At 39.3% G+C, this 20191-nt stretch carries 18 protein-coding genes; 1 reads left to right on the top strand and 17 read right to left on the bottom strand.

Annotated elements, in window-relative coordinates; all coding sequences use genetic code 11:
• The first annotated feature begins 89 nt into the window (after positions 1-89).
• Entirely contained in the window at positions 90-1118 is a 1029-nt protein-coding gene (locus tag NXS00_RS03055; RefSeq protein ID WP_258097643.1) for a LacI family DNA-binding transcriptional regulator, read from the top strand.
• Here the strand turns inward: NXS00_RS03055 and NXS00_RS03060 are convergent.
• The 17 genes from NXS00_RS03060 to nrfD all read right to left on the bottom strand — a co-directional run bounded on the left by NXS00_RS03060 (position 1109) and on the right by nrfD (position 20188).
• Positions 1109-4516 carry a DUF8818 domain-containing protein gene (locus NXS00_RS03060; RefSeq protein WP_258097644.1) on the bottom strand — a complete coding sequence of 1136 codons (3408 nt, stop codon included), beginning with the start codon at positions 4514-4516 and terminating at the stop codon, positions 1109-1111. The two genes, NXS00_RS03055 and NXS00_RS03060, sit on opposite strands and share 10 nt — an antisense overlap.
• Positions 4464-8054, bottom strand: a complete 3591-nt coding sequence (locus NXS00_RS03065) for a sensor histidine kinase (protein ID WP_258097645.1) — start codon at positions 8052-8054, stop codon at positions 4464-4466. The genes NXS00_RS03060 and NXS00_RS03065 overlap by 53 nt, the downstream gene beginning before the upstream one ends.
• A gap of 26 nt (positions 8055-8080) precedes the next feature.
• On the bottom strand, positions 8081-8458 hold the full coding sequence (locus NXS00_RS03070; RefSeq protein ID WP_308708365.1) for a DUF983 domain-containing protein: 378 nt from the start codon (positions 8456-8458) through the stop codon (positions 8081-8083).
• Complete coding sequence (locus NXS00_RS03075; protein ID WP_258097647.1) at positions 8418-8681, bottom strand: CAMCR motif-containing small membrane protein; 264 nt, start codon at positions 8679-8681, stop codon at positions 8418-8420. The genes NXS00_RS03070 and NXS00_RS03075 overlap by 41 nt, the downstream gene beginning before the upstream one ends.
• 31 nt (positions 8682-8712) lie before the next feature.
• Positions 8713-9297 carry a DUF420 domain-containing protein gene (locus NXS00_RS03080; protein ID WP_258097648.1) on the bottom strand — a complete coding sequence of 195 codons (585 nt, stop codon included), beginning with the start codon at positions 9295-9297 and terminating at the stop codon, positions 8713-8715.
• Positions 9272-9697 (bottom strand): hypothetical protein, encoded by a 426-nt coding sequence (locus NXS00_RS03085; protein ID WP_258097649.1) that lies wholly within the window; start codon positions 9695-9697, stop codon positions 9272-9274. Before NXS00_RS03085 ends, NXS00_RS03080 begins: the two co-directional genes overlap by 26 nt.
• A 67-nt stretch (positions 9698-9764) precedes the next feature.
• On the bottom strand, positions 9765-10088 hold the full coding sequence (locus NXS00_RS03090) for a cytochrome C oxidase subunit IV family protein (RefSeq protein ID WP_258097650.1): 324 nt from the start codon (positions 10086-10088) through the stop codon (positions 9765-9767).
• Positions 10089-10108: 20 nt separating this feature from the next.
• On the bottom strand, positions 10109-10849 hold the full coding sequence (locus NXS00_RS03095) for a cytochrome c oxidase subunit 3 (protein ID WP_258097651.1): 741 nt from the start codon (positions 10847-10849) through the stop codon (positions 10109-10111).
• A gap of 12 nt (positions 10850-10861) precedes the next feature.
• Positions 10862-11446 carry a cytochrome c oxidase subunit 3 gene (locus NXS00_RS03100; protein WP_258097652.1) on the bottom strand — a complete coding sequence of 195 codons (585 nt, stop codon included), beginning with the start codon at positions 11444-11446 and terminating at the stop codon, positions 10862-10864.
• Positions 11447-11449: 3 nt separating this feature from the next.
• The gene (gene cyoE / locus NXS00_RS03105; RefSeq protein WP_258097653.1) at positions 11450-12337 is read right to left on the bottom strand and encodes a heme o synthase; all 888 of its coding nucleotides are present in this window, start codon (positions 12335-12337) and stop codon (positions 11450-11452) included.
• A complete protein-coding gene (locus tag NXS00_RS03110; RefSeq protein WP_258097654.1) occupies positions 12337-13350 on the bottom strand; it encodes a COX15/CtaA family protein in 1014 nt (337 codons plus the stop codon). Before NXS00_RS03110 ends, cyoE begins: the two co-directional genes overlap by 1 nt.
• Positions 13337-15205 carry a cytochrome c oxidase subunit I gene (locus NXS00_RS03115; protein ID WP_258097655.1) on the bottom strand — a complete coding sequence of 623 codons (1869 nt, stop codon included), beginning with the start codon at positions 15203-15205 and terminating at the stop codon, positions 13337-13339. The genes NXS00_RS03110 and NXS00_RS03115 overlap by 14 nt, the downstream gene beginning before the upstream one ends.
• A 14-nt stretch (positions 15206-15219) precedes the next feature.
• Complete coding sequence (locus NXS00_RS03120) at positions 15220-16302, bottom strand: cytochrome c oxidase subunit II (protein WP_258097656.1); 1083 nt, start codon at positions 16300-16302, stop codon at positions 15220-15222.
• 31 nt (positions 16303-16333) lie between these two features.
• On the bottom strand, positions 16334-17644 hold the full coding sequence (locus tag NXS00_RS03125) for a quinol:cytochrome C oxidoreductase (protein ID WP_258097657.1): 1311 nt from the start codon (positions 17642-17644) through the stop codon (positions 16334-16336).
• A gap of 23 nt (positions 17645-17667) precedes the next feature.
• The gene (locus NXS00_RS03130) at positions 17668-18291 is read right to left on the bottom strand and encodes a c-type cytochrome (protein WP_308708373.1); all 624 of its coding nucleotides are present in this window, start codon (positions 18289-18291) and stop codon (positions 17668-17670) included.
• A 5-nt stretch (positions 18292-18296) separates the two neighbouring features.
• On the bottom strand, positions 18297-18821 hold the full coding sequence (locus tag NXS00_RS03135) for a DUF3341 domain-containing protein (protein WP_258097659.1): 525 nt from the start codon (positions 18819-18821) through the stop codon (positions 18297-18299).
• Positions 18821-20188: an NrfD/PsrC family molybdoenzyme membrane anchor subunit gene (nrfD, locus tag NXS00_RS03140; protein ID WP_258097660.1), complete on the bottom strand. Its 1368-nt coding sequence runs from the start codon at positions 20186-20188 to the stop codon at positions 18821-18823. Before nrfD ends, NXS00_RS03135 begins: the two co-directional genes overlap by 1 nt.
• Between the last annotated feature and the right edge of the window lie 3 nt (positions 20189-20191).

Raw genomic sequence — 20191 nt, forward strand, 5'->3', positions numbered from 1 at the left:
TTCCCAAAAGTCAGTAACTTCCAGAGTCAGAGTCTATCTTGATCATATTTTATCATTAACTTCAATTATAATTCGTCAAAATAGCTAGAGTGAAGCGAGTAACTATTAAAGACATCTCAAAACATTTATTGCTGTCAACCTCGACAGTATCCAGAGCATTAACAGATGATAAAAACATTCGGAAAGAAACACGGGAAAAAGTTCTGGAAGCTGCTAAAGAATTAGGTTACAAACCCAATCCCAGTGCTTTGAATCTGAAATCTGGTAAGAGTAACAGTATTGGCGTAATAGTACCCGAAATGATCACTCCATTTTCATCCAAAATATTGGAAGGCATTCAAAATGTCTTATCAGGGAGTAAATTTCGAGTGATTGTTGCTCAGTCAAATGAGAATCCAGAAACGGAACGAACAAATCTATTAATGATGGAAGAGTTTCGGGTAGATGGCATTATCATCAACCTATGTCATGAAACCTATAATCACAAACTCTATCAGGAAATATTGGATCGAGGTACTCCGATGATCTTTTTTGACCGAATACCTCCAAGCAACCTGGACGTACCAAAAGTTCTTGTGAATGACCAAAGTACATCTACTACAATGGTGGAACATTTGATATCAACAGGTAAAAAACGAATTGTTAATTTAATGGGACCAAAAACCATAAGAAATGCAATACAAAGAGCAGATGGATATAAGAAGGCTTTATATAAGTATAAACTATTTGATGACGATTTGGTAATCGAGACGGAGGGAACAAGTTTTATACATGCCAAAGAAGCAATGAAAAGACTTATTGAGAAAGGAGTTGTGTTTGACGCGATCTTCGCATTTACTGATAGCCTGGCAATAGGAGCTATGAATTACTTACTTGAAAAAAAGTATCGGATTCCAGAGGATGTAGCTATTGCCAGTTTTTCAGGGACAGAACTCTCACAAATGGTGTTTCCTCCATTATCTACAGTAGAGCAACCATTGGTGGAGATGGGTGAAACGGCTGTAGAGTTACTTCTAGAAAAAATCAAGAATCCAACTTCAAAAAACCGATTTGTTCAACTAAAACCAGAGCTTATATTTAGAAGATCAACTATTGCTCAACAAAGTCATCAAAAATAAGCCGTCACCGATACCGATCCTGTATGTACAGCACTGCTTCCCTCCGACTTTCTTCCAAAATATTGTAGCGATAACTGCAAACCCAAACCAATGGATTGCTGCCAGTTGACATTCCAACGCTGATTGGTTCCGGGCTGAAGAGCTTCTAACAGTTCATAACCCAAATAAGAATTCTGCTCTCCAGCAAAGCCAATTTCAATCCAGCTAAAAGCAGCATTCATATTCCCTTTACCAGATCGTATCCAGGTGATTTCTGTGGAGTACTCTGTAATATTGGACTCTTCTTCTCTGTCAGCTGCATCTTTGTTTCGCTGAGCCATGCCTCCTATTAATCGCAGCTTACTTGTTGGTTGGACTACCAACTGTCCTCCAAACTCTGTACGATTCAATACATAATTTCTGCTATCCAAAAAGTCTGATGAATTCACCGTTTCTCCCAAAGTGGTGTTTCCTCTTAGGATAACTACTTTGTTAAAACCCAAACGAACATTGCCCACCCAATCCGCTTTTTCCTTGAGCTCAAATCCTACGTTCAACAGATTCTTGGTACTTTGTTGAGATCTCGTAAGATCGAAACCTATTCCAGGAGCATTACGATTATAGAATAGTGTATTTCGGATCAAATTTCTAGCTGAGATGATGGATGTATCCTCAAGTGAAGTATAGTAAGGATTAATTCGCTTAATTAAATCGGATTGAGTGGTCTTAAAATTGAATTTGAAGTTGGAGTTTAAGGATAGCTTAGAAAATTGCGCCATCAATCCTCCTACGTCTTTCCATCCTTTAGGCATGCGCGCATCCAATGCATAGACATAAGTCGTTTGATAGGCCTGAATGTATTCATCAGTCGGAGTAAAGAGTTTGATATACTCACGCTCATCAGGGTTGATTGCTTCATAAAACTCATTCAAGTCCTGCACACCATCACCGTTCTCATCTCTCCAGGTATGTGTCCCTTCACCTGTCGCTACTTGCACATAGACATATTCACGCCGTAGTTCACGTGTATTGGAGGTATTGAATGAGAAATTACTTCGAACATGATTATCAAAAAGTCTTCCATCCCACTCCACAACACCCAACAGGTTGCGCTGATCCTCTAAAGATGCTTCAACATAATCCACTGAGCGATATTTAGCAGTAATTCCAATACGATGATTCTCAATCGCATTAGAACTCAATCCAGCTCGATATTCTCTTGCCTGCGTATACTCGGTCAGTTCTCCTGACAGTGGGGTAAAATCCGTTCGCTGTATATAATCGAATCGACCTACCAACTTGCTGGAATCTCCCGTCTCCAAAAACCAATCATGAGACTGATAATTCATCAAAGTACTAACCACACTGTCTTGAGATTGAACAGCCGTTTGTTGATGATCTAATTCAAATCGATAACCTGGTTTTACTATCCAATCAACCAATTGCAACTGATCATAGCTCTTGGTCCATTTGGATTCATATGCACCGAACTGGTTAGTCATCAAAAAATGACTGGAGGTGAATTGAAAAACTCCTAATCGCTTATTCAAAACTCCTTCCAACTTATTTCCATTCACCACATTCGTCCGATTTCGATTACTCAAATCCAGAGTAACTTGATTTTGGAAATCCTGTCTCAAACCTATTTGCAGTCGGGTAATCAAATCCTGACGACTGGTCAATGTATCGCTGAAGTAATCATAGCCCCAATCACGGTCAAAATCCACAGATCGAAAACGATCGATAAACGTAAACTGATCACTATTAAATTCAAAACTTAACTCACTCTGAAACTGATAGTTACTCACCAATTTTCTACCATCAGAACGAATAGCCACTTTAGTTGCTAATCCCTGATTGTCTTCGTCATTCAGCTCAGAAAACAGGTTTTGATCCTGATTGGAAATAGCAATTTCAGTGAAAACAGATTCGTACTCATTAACAGTAACTTGTGCTCCAGTTACTACCATTTGCCGTTGATTGGGAGCCGGCACTTGTTGTATAGGTTCATAATTTCCTTGCGAGGCACCTACCCATTGATAGACTCGTCCATTACTCGTACTTTCTGACAGCACATAGCTTCCATTTCCATCTCCAACCTCCGAAAAACCTATTTGATAGACAGCTTCGGACGGATTGGTACTCATTTCGTAATAAACCTCTTCTCCTGATTGCCTGCGAGCATATAATATGGCATTTTCGATATACCCTGTAGAATCGACACCAGAGATTTGTGCCAACCCGTTGACGTCTCCTGCCTGAGATAAGGCAATCTTATCTTCATTGTCCAGATCAAAAGCCAGAGAACTATTGCGGTTATCCGTTTCCCGATACACATTGAAATAGATATTGGTTTTTCCTTTACTGAATTGCTGAGAAGCTGATAAATTGGATCTGGAATAATATTGATTGGCAAACTCATAATCCACTCGAATCCTCGAATACTGCGTAATGACTGTAGTATTACTGAAAGTGATCTCTCCTAGATTGTAATCAATCACATATTCCCTATCAAATCCTCGCTGCAACAACTGACCATCTAAATAAACCTTCTCAGAATTGGCCATGATGATCACAAAACGCTCACCATTTCTTCCTCGCAGTTTATATGGACCTTGCACACCTTCTTGAGGCTGAATGACTGTAGATGTAAACTGCCCTTTAGCAATGGAACCAACCGCATTGGAAGTGGATTTCCAGCCGTTTTTAAGATCCGTTTGATATCCAACAGACAGGCCCTGAACATTCTTGTAATATTTTAGAAAATATCCTTCCTGAACAGGATTCTGAAGTACAATATCTCCTGCAATAACCTCAAAATCGTCATTATACAGTTTGATGAATACATTGTCAAAATCTCGAATCTGTTGGGTATTACCTTCTGGTTGATATGGAATATTCTGATCGGTAATCACTGCGGCAATCTTCAAATCATCAGACAGGTTACCTTCCATCTGCAAATTCAATGCAGAGTTCACAAAAACATTCTGCCGATTCCCAAATGAAACTCCACGCGTAATCGCTCCTTGAGTAGATAAATCTCCAAAATTGAAGACTTGAGCCTTACTGATTTCAGTAGATTCCTGACGTTTACGCTCGCGATAGTATCCACTTTCATATTTAGCAATATCTCTGTAAAAAATGGGTGTTCTGATTTCGTGTGAGATTGTTCTGAAACAGACCTCAATACTATCCATTGCAAGCTTTTCAGCAAATTGAATATGCCGCTGATCCTCTGATAAGGTAAATGGTACAGGAGGATTAGTCGAAACACTTCCGGATTCCACAGGCATAGAATCCAGTTGAATCATGGATGTGGCAGCAAAGGCTCTACACTGATAGTTCTGAGCAGAACCAAGAAAACTGCTAATCAGTAGCAGATAGAACAGGCAAAGTGATGTAGAACGTGGTACCTTCACCCTCCACCGACTCAAACCATATGTTCCCTCCTGCGTTCTCAATTCCTTTTTTAGCTACTGCCAGCCCAATTCCGCTTCCAGTTGTCTTCGTACTAAAATAAGGAGTAAATATCTTTTCTCGTTGATCCTCGGCGATACCTTTTCCATTGTCTTCAATCGACAATTGCACCTTACCTCCTATTACCTTCACATTAATGTGAATATTCGGTTGATCCTCCTCCACTGATTGAATGGCATTCAACACAATATTGGTGATCGTCCTACTGAAGATTTTCGGATCAATACTGACCATCGCCTGCTCTACTTCATAGTCTTTATAAATGATAGCATCTTCTCCATGATACAAATTGAGTGTGTTCTCAACTAAATGAATCAAATCTATGTTCTCCGGCTTAGGTGCAGGCATTTTGGCAAACTCAGAGAATGAATCTGCAATGCTGGATAGTGAATCAACTTGTGTGATTAACGTGGTATAGGCCTTGTATTCACGACTCTCTGTATCTGCATTTCGCATTAGCTGCTGAATCTTCAATCGCATTGGTGTCAATGGATTCTTGATTTCGTGCGCTACTTGGCGGGCAATTTCTTTCCAGGCAGATTCCTTTTGACTAACCGCCAAAGCTTCCTTACTCTCTTCCAGCTTGAGAAGCATCTTGTTGTATTCTTTTACCAGACTTCCTATTTCATCCTGCGCTTCGTACTGAATGGGCTGGTTTGTTTCCTGAAGACTTGTCTTACTGATTCGATCTCCAATTTTCTTCAATGGCTTCACTAGTTGGCCAATGATGAAGTTTCCTCCAATCAATGATATCAGGAAAATAAAGGAGAAAATCACTACCAGATTATTAAATACCTCAACCTGCTGTCTTCTGAGGTGGTTCTTACTGTCGAAATACGGCATGGCCAATATTCCCAACACTCGTCCATCTTTGTAAGACCTTAAAGCTGTATAAGAAGTCTTAAAGTCCAATGTTCCAATATGTTGATCGGCAATGATGTTTTGCTCTCGCTTTTGATTGATCTTGTATAGTGCCTCAGGGTTAAGCAATCCTGACAACAATCCAAGTCTGAAAATCTCAGGTTGAGAAGTGGTTACTAGTCGACCATCAACATCGTAAATATTCAAATCAGATTGAGCAATCGCAGCGGCTTTGGACACTTCATTGGCATAATCATCAACATTGATCAAACTAGAAAAATAGGCTTCCGATTGATCCAAAATATTCTCTGCAATATTGAAGGAACGTTTCCTGAAATTGCGATCTATTTCCTCTTTATAAGATGTGTTCAATGTATTGATCAAAGCAACACTCACTATTATCATTGGCACTAGAAATGATAAGCCAAGGAACAACTGGATCTTGGTAGACAGATTGAACGGAGTTCTGTTGGAAGTAACGCGTCCTAGCAAAAACAAAAACGCAACAAAAAACAGCATTAACAAGAATACGAAGCTCAAATTGGATAAGATCGCCTGAAAATCATATGTTGGCGAAACGATGATCATGATTCGACCATCGCTCGTTTTCATACCATAATAATGGTAACCTTCCTGCTCTATTCCCTCTTCATATAATCCAGGGTTTTTAAAGTCTGAGCTGTACAGCTTGTTTTCAAAAGTAACTCGCCCTTGTTTGTAGAGAATCTCTCCATTTTTAAATACTCCATAGTCAAACTCCTCATTGGCGCCCATGTAATATTTACTTTCCAGTAACAGTTCCGGGAATACACTCAACGGAATGAATTTCTTCAAGGTAAGGTCAAGTACAATATGTCCAACATCTCTTCCATATGCTGAGATATCCAGATAACACACGTACTTGTTCCTTACGTTCTCCGCTTTATCTTCTATAAAATAGATATTCTCATAATCGGTGCGCAGACTATCATAAGCGTACTCTTCACGCCATTGGTCATAGCTCCTGTTGTCATCCTGCAAGGAAGCTCCTTCCGCATCAAACAAATATACGTCTATGTCATACTTCTTGAAATAGGAAGAAAGGAATTGCCTCTTGATCTTTTCTCGAATATTCTGACGAGCAAGGAGTCTGCTCAGCAACCTTGTTCTCACATAGCGATCGTTTGCTATTTCTTCTAATATCTGAGAAAGATAATACTCACCTAAGATGTCATTTCGAATCAATAATCGACTTGCAAATCGCTCTTTGGCAATGAGTTGATCACGTTCATAATGTTTGTAGATAGAAAAGGAAAATATCGATGATAAGAAGGCGAATACGATGACAAGATAAACGAAGGATTGGTACCTCAAGGTATTGATTGTAGTGATCAGGTTAAACACCTGGATCAGAAAGGTCATCATGACTAAAATCCCTAATGGAAGCCACAAATCATTACCAAATAATAAGCCTCCAATTATAGCCGCTATGATCAGAAACAAGAAAAAGCGAGCTCTACTAACCCGGCTAACATAAAACACTTGCATTGCCAATGTTATGACAACAAGAAAACTCATAGCAATCAATACAACAGACAAATAAGCCACTATCCGTAACTCATCAAATTGAATCGAGTCACTGATATCCAGATTGACTTGACTGTGCTCCAGAATCAACCAGACGCTCTCGTAAAACAGGTAAGTGAAGCCAACGAGCCCTAATACAGAAACAATCACCGAAGACAAATCATCTGATCCTGACAATTGGCGTCCCTTACTTATTACTTGCTTCGCAAAACGTACATAAATTAGTGATAAGGAGATAAGTACCAACAAAGTATTCAAAGCCAAATCACCCAATGAATGGTTCAGTGATCCACTTGTGAAGTAAATGGGATTGAATATGGTGAGTGAAGACACACTCATTATTGACCAGCCGAATAAAACCAACCGCCCAAGAACCAGAACAGCTATTCCCCACAACCAACTAGACTCTGCCCCTACTTTTAAAATCCATGAAACAGCTAAAGCAACGATCAACAAGAGCACTATGAGTTCTATCCATTCGTTGAATTGTTGGTTCTGCTCTCCTATTGAAAAGCTAAAAAGCCTTTGACCTTGATAGCTTACTTTATGTTGTCCAACTTCTTCAATAGAAACTTTCTGATTTTCAAATAACTGTTGATTGTAGCGATTCTCCAGGTATTGATTGTTGACTGGAGGAATCGAAAAGACGTTGATGATGGAAAATATTTCAATTAGATCCTTATTGGCTACCACCTCTTGCCTTCTGACTATTTTCAGTCCTGTAGCATCCTGAATAGTATAAAGTGAAGCTTGTTTCTTTAGAGCGGTATACTCTGGCAGGTAATCGGTAGTATTCCAATAGATCAGACCTCCATTTAGAAATACACGCTTTTCAAACAATTCATCATCTGAGATCCCGAAAGGATTGGTATAAACCGACAATTGATTTTCAAACTCCTGGATATCTGCTAACTGCAGATCAAGAAGTTGTTCTGTTCGCTCTGAAATACCTTCTGATATGGATTCAGCTGAAGGTTGATAAAAGTGTACTACAAACAATGAGCACAACAAAACACCAATAAGGATTCCAAACGTTAGATTGATTCGCCGCATACTTCAGATAATACTCCGAAGATACATTATTTGCTTGGGTCGTATTTTATCCCTCCAAAAACATGAGCAAAAAGTATCCTCGAATATCGAAAGTTAATTGGGTACAAAACCAATGCCACAATGACTACAGAGAGAATATAAGTTTTGATGGATGGATTCTCCATGAACATGGTCACCAAAAATGCTGTCGTAAGGAAGATCCCCACTGATAGCGCATAACTAACGTACATGGCTCCATAAAAAAATCCTGGCTCTATTTCGTATTGCATTCCACAGTGTGGGCAATTGTCATGAACCTTGTGAAATTTTGAGATTTTGTAGAGCGGATACTGGAACATATCTCCTTTTCTACAGCGAGGGCATTTACCCTCTAAGGCGGCTAGCAAGGGACCTTTTTGGCTCATTAACTTTAGCTTTTTTAAACCAGAAAAATGCAATCACAGAAATTGCGATGTATGGTGTTACAAACAAGTAAATAATACCAAAATTGAGACCTGCAGCTAATGAAGTCTCACCATGGCTCACATTGTTTACCACTTGCGTCCGACACATTACACATTGAGCAAAGTCCAAAAATGGAAGACTCATCGCTCCTAGAAATAAAAAGACTCTGGCTAATATCTTCATATCTTTCTAACCTAATTTAAAAAGTTTCAGTTCAGACGTAGTATGGACTTATCATCAAATAGACCAAAACTCCTGTTACAGAAACATATAACCATACCGGATACGTGTACTTAACGATTTTCTTATGCTTGGCTATTTGATTAGACAATGCATAATAGAAAGCCAGCAATACGAATGGAACCACTACGATAGACAAGCCAATGTGCGACAATAATGTCACAAGATAGATCGCACGCATAGAACCAAGTTCAGTTCTTTCAGCATCACTTAAAACACCATTGTGATCCATATCTCCAAATACGGTAGATGTAGTACTCGCATGATAAATCACATAGGAGACCAAGAATAATGTTCCAAGAGCCAAAGCACCCATCATCAGTGCACGATGTAATTTTATATTATTGCTTTTGATAGCAATCAAAGCAAACACCAGTAACACGGTGGTCAATGTGTTAATAATCGCATTAACTCCTGGCAAGGCTTTTACCCATGCCTGATCACCTAACGCCAAATTAAAAGGAGCGAATAATAGAATCGCCACCACTACCGGAATCAAAACAGAAACGACCTGTATGACTCTTAGATAAGTCTTATTGCTCTCTAGTACTTGTTCCATTTCTGAAATTTAAAACGTATATATCAACCTCTGCCATTAAACGATCGACTTCTTCTCTATTAAAGTTGTAAATCCCACGAATCATTCCATCATGATCTACAAAACTCATTGGGTAAGACCACTTGCAGTTCTCACTGTTCCCCTCTATTAACTTTACCTCTCCTATATTCATTAGTTTTGTGATAACTCTTTGTCTTTCATTTGGTTTGGATCGGGCTGCCAAACTATCTAATCTTAAGATCGCAAAATTAGCAGGTTCTTCACATTCTGTATAGGCTTTTTCGATTACAGGTAAATCAAATTTATTTTCGCCAAAGGCCTGAAGAAATAAATACCACGTAACCGGAAAACCGAATACAACGATGAAGAAGCCAACAACTAGTATTTTCCTACGATTCATAGCTTAAAAAAAAATCATGCCACTTCTAGAATGACATGATCTTTATATGTTCTTATAATTGATTCAATTAATGTAATACCTCAAGTATAGATGCTCCTTGAACCATCAAGATGAAGATCAAGAAAATCACGAATAATAAAGGCAATAAAATAGACATGATCAATGACTTCTTCTCATGTCCTAAGTGCATGAACTCAGAAACAATGTAGAATGCTTTCCAAATTGTCAAAGCGATGAAGACAAAGCTCTTTGCTCCACCTGCAGGCACTGTAAAAGCGATAATAAATTCTACGATTGTGATCGCTGCTAATATTCCAGCCACTTTCCAGATCTTCATGATCTTCGCTTTGTCAGCTGGGATTACTTGAACGTTACTTGTTTGATGTTCCATTTTTTAAGATCGGGTTAAAGTTAGATAAGGTAGAAGAAGGTAAATACGAATACCCATACAAGGTCAACAAAGTGCCAGTAAAGACCAACTTTCTCTACCATCTCGTAATGGCCTACTCTTTCCATCTTTCCAACAGTCACCTGATAGAAGATAGCAAAGTTGATTACCACACCACTGAATACGTGGAATCCGTGGAATCCTGTAATGAAAAAGAATAGTGCTGCAAAGTTTGAAGGACCGTACTGATTAGAAGTCAAACTAGCTCCTTGTAGCAAGTTACTCCCTACATTTTTAGCTAGATCAGTTCCTGCAATAAAGTGAGACCATTCCCAAGCCTGACAACCTAAGAACATTAAACCACCAACGATGGTCCAAAGCATCCATTTTTCTACAGCTTGTTTGTCCATTCTATGACCAGCCTCTACAGCAAGTACCATTGTTACACTACTCAAAATGAGTATGAACGTCATAATACCTACGAAGACCAATGGTGCGTGAATTCCATGTACAAAAGGAACTGCATCAAATACCATCTCTGGGATTGGCCAATATTCTTGTGAGAACGCAAAATCAGAAATCGCACCTTCGAATGCCGGGTGACTATATCTGATCATTCCGTAAGTGATCAATAAAGCTGAAAATGTAAATGCATCAGAAAGTAGGAAGAACCACATCATAAGCTTGCCGTAGCTCGCTTTCATAGGCTCTACTCCACCACGCCAAGGGTTACCCTCGTTTACTACCACTGCAGTGTTTGCCATAGTTAAGTTAGTCTAATTATTCAGAATCAAAAATAAGTATAAATACAACCAAAGTCCACCCAGAAAGTGCCAGTATGTTGTACACATTTCAATTTGTGTCATACTTTTCGAATGAACTTTATATTTAAAAGCATTAACAAGTACTACCGAAAGGAATATTATTCCTCCGATCAAATGAAGGCCGTGCAACCCTGTAAACAAATAAATAAAGGATCCTGCCACGTTTCCTACCCAATACACATCCTGAGCAACTAATTCTTCCCAGGAGTACCACTGCCCTATTACAAAAGCAATAGCCAAAACCGATGTAAGCGCCAGGTTTATTCTCAAACCTAATAAATTGTTCTTTTTAGCATTCCAATAGGCTAATTGCATGGTGATACTACTGATCACAATGATCACAGAAGTAATCATGAACAACTTTGGAAATTCAAAAATCAACCAGTCTCCTTCAGCTTTTTTCACCATATAAGCACTAGTCAAAGCGGCAAAAAGCATCAAAACACTTACAATAAACAACCACATCCCGAACTTCTTGGGATGAACCGACTTCACACGAGCCTTTCCAATTAAAGGTATATCTGCTGCCTTATCCATATCTTATAACTTATCCAATAAATAAGCGATCTGCACAATCGGTAAATAAATGAATGATCCAAACATGATCTTTAGAGCCGACTTCCTTGAATTGTCCTTCATCAATGAAAAAGTCTGAGCAAGGAAAAGTACTCCGCAGATTGTTACGATTACACCACTAGTTATCCCTACCAAACCAAAATAGGTAGGTAACAAACCAAGTGGAAGTAAGAACAAAGTGTAGATCATTATATTAATCGCTGTATTCAAATCTTGTTTACCTCCAGATGGAAGCAATTTAAATCCAGCTTTTTTATAATCTTCATCAGCTACCCAAGCAATGGCCCAGAAATGAGGGAATTGCCAGATGAATTGAATTCCAAATATGATTAGCGCTTCATGCGAAATAGATCCAGTTGCTGCTACCCAACCCAACAATGGAGGTAAAGCTCCTGGTATTGCACCTACAAATACAGCAATAGGTCCCACCCTTTTCAATGGAGTGTAAACAAAGGAATAAAGTATCATTGAGACAATAGACAACAGTACTGTCAACGTATTTGTCTGCCAAAACAAGATACCAAAACCAAGCAAGCCAATTATTACAGCGTATTGTTTTGCTTCGCTTACAGATAAACGACCAGTTGGCAAAGGTCTATTCTTCGTACGACCCATTAATTTGTCATACTCCTTTTCTGTAATCTGATTAATGATGATAGATGTACCAGAAATTAAAAAACCTCCAAATACTAACCAACAAAAATGAATCCAGTCTATTGCACCCTGATTACCCAACAAATATCCAAACCCACAAGAAAAAGCCACAAGAAAGGAAAGCCTGAACTTTAACAGTTCATAGTAGCTTTTCACTTTACTCAATAAGCTGATATCCGTCGCTCCAACTATCTGCATTAGCTATTTTTTACTCTCAAATTCGTGCACAAAAATAAATAAAATATTGCTCCAAAGGCCACACTTGCAAGTAGCAAATGGATCGGCTGAGCGAAGGCTGGCATGCCTGCATAAGTAAGAACGATTCCTAACACTATTTCAGCAATCACTACTCCCACTAATAATTTGATTGAGAAAGATAAGGTTCCATTTTTCCAATTGGAATAGGCAAACCACCCAATCAAACCAGTCAAGACTAACGAATAGGATCTGTGCACATAAAATATCAACCCTACTTCTTCCAGCCATTCTGAACGAACCAAGTCAGTCATTGACTTAATCCAATCAATTTCTTCTCTTACTTGTACCCCTAGTACAATCTGTATCGCGAACAAAGCGAAGATTAGCAATAGTAATGCTCTTCCCCAGATTTGTTGACCACTCTGCTCCTTCATTAAAAATCCTTGCGTAACTAACAAGCAAACTAACAAAAGCGCCAGCATCATATGAAATGAAATAAATCCGGGCAACAAATTAGTAGACACCACTAACGAACCTATCCACCCCTGAAACAAGACTAAAATGAACGAAAAGACACTTAAAAGCACCACTTTCTTATTCACTTTCCAATACTTCCAGGAAAAGGCTAAATTCAATACTATTAGGATACCAATAATCACCCCTACCAGGCGATTTACATATTCTACCCAAGCTTTTTGAACATCAAATCTGGTAACCTCTCTAATATTAGGATCATTAGACACCTTCTCTGAGAGTTGATCAAAGCCAAGAGCAGCCAGGGTATTGGAAAGACGAGTATTCTTTTTAATTCTAGAATCCACATAGATTTGCTCATAACCTTCTGGCAATGCAGCTTCATCTGTAGGTGGAACATACGAACCAAAGCACTTTGGCCAGTCAGGACATCCCATCCCCGCCCCCATACTACGAACAATGCCGCCCACTAATATCAGGAAGTAGACGGCAATGATCGTTATAAGATTAACTCGATAAGCTAAATTATTTGTTTTCATCTGCTGGTGCTGGAGCGACATTTTCACCCTTAGCTAAATCAGCTTCATGAGATAAGTTTGACTCTGGAGTATGACTATATGGAATGTGTTGAGGAATGAAGTCCTCAGCTGCACCCGGCTTGCTATAGTCATATGGCCAACGGTAAACAGCAGGAATAGCACCTGGCCAGTTTCCGTGTCCTACAATTCTTGGTGTCGTCCACTCCAATGTATTCGATTTCCAAGGGTTCAAAGGAGCTTTTCTACCTTTAAACATGCTGTAGAAGAAATTGAACAAGAAGATGAACTGAGCACTGAATGTCAAGATTGCAGCCACACTTACGAAAGCATTCAAGTCAGTGAATGAACTGAAAGCATCGAAACTTGTGAATGAATAATATCTTCTTGGGAATCCTGCGATTCCAATATAATGTAGCGGGAAGAATACCAGATAAACACCAATAAAAGTAAACCAGAAGTGAATGTAACCAAGTTTCTCATCCATCATTCTACCGAACATCTTAGGGAACCAGTGGTAAACACCAGCTAAAAGTCCGAAGAATGCTGCACTACCCATTACAAGGTGGAAGTGAGCTACTACAAAGTATGTATCGTGAAGAGTGATATCAACAGCAGAGTTACCTAGGAACAAACCTGTAAGTCCACCTGAAATAAAGAATGATACCAAACCTATTGAGAACAACATTGCAGGTGTGAAAACAATGTTTCCTTTCCACAATGTGGTAATGTAGTTAAATGCTTTTACTGCAGATGGAACTGCAATAATCAACGTCAAGAACATGAAGATCGATCCCAGGAATGGGTTCATACCTGTCACGAACATGTGGTGAGCCCACACGATGAACGATAAGAATGCAATTGCCAGAATAGATCCGATCATCGCTCTATAGCCGAAGATTGGCTTTCTTGAATTCGTAGAGATGATCTCAGATGTAATTCCTAATGCCGGAAGAATAACGATGTATACTTCTGGGTGACCTAAGAACCAGAACAAGTGCTGGAATAAAATCGGGCTACCACCTACGTTAGGTAGCGCTTCACCATTTATATATATTTCAGACAAGTAGAAACTTGTACCGAATGATCTATCAAATACTAGTAATAAAGCCGCAGCGAACAATACTGGGAATGACAATAGACCTAGAACAGCAGTAATAAAGAATGCCCAAATAGTAAGTGGCAATCTTGAGAACGACATCCCTTCTGTTCTTAAGTTAATTACAGTAGTGATGTAGTTGATACCTCCAAGTAGCTGAGAAGCGATGAAGAATACCATTGACACTAACCACAATGTCATACCTGTTCCTGAACCTTGAATCGCTTGAGGTAATGCACTCAACGGAGGATAAATTGTCCATCCACCACCTGCAGGACCTGTTTCAAGGAATAATGACACGAACATGATAGCACTTGCAAGGAAAAAGAACCAGAACGACAACATGTTCATAAATCCTGAAGCCATATCACGAGCACCGATTTGCAATGGAATTAAGAAGTTACTGAATGTACCACTAAGACCTGCAGTCAATACAAAGAATACCATGATGGTTCCGTGCATTGTTACTAAAGCCAAGTAGAATTCAGAATCCAATTTACCAGCGTCAGTGATCCATCCACCTAAGATAGGGCGTAACCACTCCAAGCTCATGTCTGGGAAACCTAACTGCAATCTGAAAATGATAGAAAGACCACCACCAATAATTGCCCAGAAAATCCCTAGCAAAAGGAACTGCTTCCCAATAGTCTTGTGATCCTCAGTAAAGATATATTTCTGAATAAAACTTTGCTCATGATGCTCATGTCCATGATCATCATGTGCTAAATGTTCGTCTACTTTAATGTCTGCTACTGACATACTATTGTCGTTTATTAATTATTGCTAACTACTGCGTTATCTACTGTTTGTAACTCTGTATTGTTTTCAATTCCAGAAGCAATTCTTGCCATTTCTTGAAGTTCCTGAGGAACCTGTGACAAATAATCAGAGTTTTGCTTCAACCATGCATCCTGACTAGCATACCATTTGTCATACTCGTCAGCTTCCACTACTTCAATCAAGTACTTCATAGCGAAGTGTCCTTTACCACAGATTTTGTTACAAACTAGTTCGTATTCAAAATCAGGATTTCCAGTTTCACTTCTCATTTCAGCAGTGGTTTTGGTAGCCTCAAACCAGAATCTGGTTGGCATACCTGGAACAGCATTCATTTGAAGTCTAAAATGAGGCTGATAAACAGAGTGTATCACGTCTCTTGCTCTAATCTGAAGAAGTACTGGTCTTCCTTTTGGAATGTACAACTTCGTAGGGATGAAATCATCAAAAGAAGCCTTATCAGAGAAATCTATTCCTACTTGATTGACTACATCAATTTTTCTGTAATCATAATCACCAAGTTGCTTATCAGCTCCGCCGTATCTTATTGCCCACGAGTATTGGTATCCCATTACCTCGATAACTTCTGCACCTTCAGGAGCAGGGCCAGTAATATCAGACCAGGTTCTCCATCCAGAAATAATCAAAACAGCTAATACTACAGCAGGGATAGCTGTCCAAATAACTTCAAGTGTATTGTTATGAGAATAAAAAGTAGCCTGATTTCCTTCTTTGTATTGATACTTATAAGCAAATCCAAACAGGAATATTTGAGTTACTACAAATACAAAGCATGTGATGGCCATAGTGATCCAGAAAAGGTTATCTGTATCGACACCGTGCTTCGATGCTATAGGTTGGGTAAAATCGTCATCTAAACCACCAAGTGAGTAGTAAAAGAAACCAACTAATCCTGCTATCAAAAACAGTACTAGTAATGCCGCCTGAACTTTATTACTTGAAGGAACATATTTACCTGAGTCTCCTTTTACAATTCCAACCAATGTGGTTACTCTGAAAACAGCAATCAGAATGGCCAGAACTAAGATTACAGCTAATATTATGATTAAATTCAACATATCTCGTTAATTAACTTTTCTCCTCCTAAGATTAAATGTGGTGATGTAAACTTTCCTCCAACATTGGGTGATTCTTCGCATACAAAGGAGCTTTAGACAATTGGTTCAAAATTACGAACACAAATGCACCAGCGTAAACGAACATCAATCCAAGTTCTAGGAACCCAAACCCTCCGTTTTCCTTTAATGTTCCTGGGGTAATCATCAAGTAGAAGTCCAACCAGTGACCAACGATCACAACTGGAGCAACAACTTTAATGAACCTTGCATGTCTTTTTGCATCTCTGGTCATCAACACTAAGAATGGGAAGAAGAAATTAACTCCAAGATTCAAGTAGAATAACGGTGCATAATGACCATTTTTCCATCTCTCTACGAAGTAGATAGTTTCTTCAGGAATGTTAGCGTAGTAAATCAATAAGAACTGTGAGAACCAGATATAAGTCCAGAAAATACTGAACGCAAATACGAATTTACCTAAGTCGTGAATGTGGTTTGAGTTAACGATACTTAAATATCCTTTATCCTTCAATAAAACCACGATTAATGCAGTTAAAGCAAGACCACTAACCCACCAGCTAGCGAAGTTGTACCAACCGAACATAGTACTGAACCAGTGTGTATCGATTGACATTACCCAATCCCATGCAGACATAGACGATGACACTGCAAAGAATATGATGAAAATAGCAGAAAGCTTTCTCAGCTTGTACCACTTTTCAGTTCCTCCTACTGTATCCTCTTCGTATGCTACTGATTTCAACTTATTGAAAAGCATATACCATACACCAAAGAAGATCACCATTCTACCTAAGAAGAAAATTGGAAATGTTCCGTTTTCTAAAGGCCAGAAAAAGTAAGCCCCTTTACCTGAAATAATCTTATCACCACCTTCTTCTACAGGAAGATATAAATCACTATGAGTCCAGTGAAAAATATCATGTCCAGCGATGAAGTAGGTAACTAACATTAAAACACCAGCAAATGGAATCCAGGCTCCAAATGAAAGTGGAATTCTTTTAATACCAGCAGACCAACCTACCTGAGCAGCATACTGAATTGCGAAAAACAACACACCAACCAATGCTACACCAGCAAAGAATACGTTGTTGATCCACAAGTTTGCAAATAATCTTTGGTACCAATGGAATTCTCCATGACCTCCACCTGCTGCTTCAGCAGCATCGTGTGCACCATGACCAGCAGCCTCAGCTACTTCATGGTGTCCTCCACCTCCCATAGACATGAAGATGCCTATGGCAGTAAGTACAAAACCTACTGCTATAAAAATGAAGAGGTTCTTTTTGGTCTTCGCTGTAAATTCAAAAGTTTCTTCAGCCATATCTCTAATGGATAATTTCGTTGTTATTGTTTTTGAAGCGTTTGAACATATGTTACGATCTTCCAACGATCGTCAACACTTATTTGAGATTCGTGAGATCCCATTCTTCCTTTACCATTGGTAATTACCCAGAAGATGTGACCTGCTTTCTTATCTTTCACTGTTGCAGAAGTATAAGCTGTTACACCTTTGTATACAGCTCCTACAAGACCGTCACCAAGACCTTTTTCACCGTGACAATGCTCACAGAATCTCAAGTAAAGTTCCTTACCTTCTTTTAACACTTCTTTCTTTCCTTCATATGGATTAACCAATCTTTCCTCAGCAGTAGCATAGTCAGTTGGGTCAATTCCATTGTCAGCCAGGTAAGTACCTCTTTTGATTGTACCTTCTACAGGCTCAATCATAGTCATACCAAACTTGTTGTATGGATTAGAGTTATAAAACTCACCATGCCCATCTTCAGGATTTGAGTCTAACCAACTACCAGCCTCAGTGCTCTGAATCTGAGTTAAAGGCTCATAAGGAGTTGAGTGGTACATCTGAGGTGCATATTCTACACCAGTGTCGTCTGGACCAGCAGTACAAGCTGCTAAACCTGACGCTACTACACCTAAAACAAATAGTCTATTAATACTTTTTAGCATTGTCATTAAAGTGTTTTCTTGTTCACCTCTGAAGCACCGCTATCTTTCAATAATTTGTCAATAGCAGACTCTTCTAATTGATTATTTCCAAGATCAATAGCCATAATATGCTTATCATCTGTGATTCTCTTATCGAACAATTTTGCTTTGCCCCATGGCTTCAAATTGCTGATGATCATGAATGTACCAACCATTCCGAATGAAGCTAACAGTACTGTTAACTCGAATGTTACTGGAATGAAAGATGGAACCGGAGCATAGTCCTTACCACCAATGATCATTGGCCAATCAATTGTCATCATACCAAACTGCATGGTCAATGCAAGAGATGTTCCTAGCAAGCCGAAAAGGAAAGCTACGATTGTTAATCTTGATCTTTTATAACCAAGTACATCGTCAATGCCGTGTACAGGAAATGGTGAATATACTTCGTGGATTTTCACACCACCTTCACGAACATTCTTGATGGCTTTTAAAAGCACATCTTCATCGTCGTATACACCAAGGATATAGTTACTTGTATGCGCCATTATGCTTGTTTCTTTTCTCCTGTTGCTTTTACAATACTTTTAACTTCAGCCATGTTGATCACAGGGAAGAACTTCGCGAAAGCAAAGAACAAAGTGAAGAACAAGCCGAATGTGAAAATATAGACTCCAACGTCCGCCCATTTTGGATAGAACATCGCCCAGCTAGATGGAAGGAAGTCTCTGTGAAGAGAGGTAACGATAATTACGAAACGCTCAAACCACATACCAATATTTACAATGATTGAGATCACGAAAGTTGCAGCAATGTTGGTTCTAATCTTCTTACGCCAGAAAAGCTGTGGAGAGATCACATTACATGTCATCATTGACCAGTAAGCCCAAGCATAAGGACCAGTTGCTCTGTTGATGAAAGCGTACTGTTCTGCTTCTACTCCAGAGTACCATGCTATGAAGAACTCAGTTATATAAGCAATACCTACAATAGAACCTGTGATGATGATTACAATGTTCATCAACTCAATATGCTGAAGTGTGATGTAATCTTCCAATTTGTAAACTCTTCTTGTAATGATCAAAAGAGTCAATACCATGGCAAATCCAGAGAAGATCGCTCCAGCAACGAAGTATGGAGGGAAGATTGTGGTGTGCCAACCAGGTATTACTGATGTTGCAAAGTCAAAAGATACGATGGTGTGTACTGAAAGTACAAGTGGTGTTGCCAAACCAGCAAGAATCAACGCAACCGTCTCATATCTTGACCATGTTTTTGCAGCTCCATCCCATCCAAAACTCAACGCTCCGTAAACAGCAGCTGAAATTTTATTGGTTGCTCTATCTCTAATGGTAGCGAAATCCGGAATCAAACCGATATACCAGAATACCAATGAAACAGAGAAATAAGTTGAAATCGCGAATACGTCCCATAATAGTGGTGAGTTAAAGTTCACCCACAAAGAACCGAACGTATTTGGAAGCGGAAGTGCCCAATAGAAACCTAACCAAGGTCTACCCATGTGCAATACCGGGAACATTGCCGCACAGATTACAGCGAAAATTGTCATCGCCTCTGCTGCTCTGTTGATCGACATTCTCCATCTTTGACGGAATAACAAAAGGATTGCGGAGATTAGGGTACCAGCGTGACCGATACCAACCCACCAAACAAAGTTGGTGATATCCCAGGCCCATCCAACTGTTTTGTTTAGACCCCACATTCCGATACCATCCCAAACCAATCTCATTACAGCGTAACCACCTACAGCTAATGTTGCAAGTGATACTGCCATAGCAAGCATCCACGTTTTAGTTGGCTTCTGTTCTACTCTGCCGGAAATGTCCTCTGTAACATCATGTACGGTTTTACCGCCGGTTACTAGAGGTTCTCTAATGGCTGATTCTGCTATCATAGG

Origin of the sequence: Marinoscillum pacificum, from assembly GCF_024714495.1 — a bacterium.
GTDB classification, from domain to species: domain Bacteria; phylum Bacteroidota; class Bacteroidia; order Cytophagales; family Cyclobacteriaceae; genus Marinoscillum; species Marinoscillum pacificum.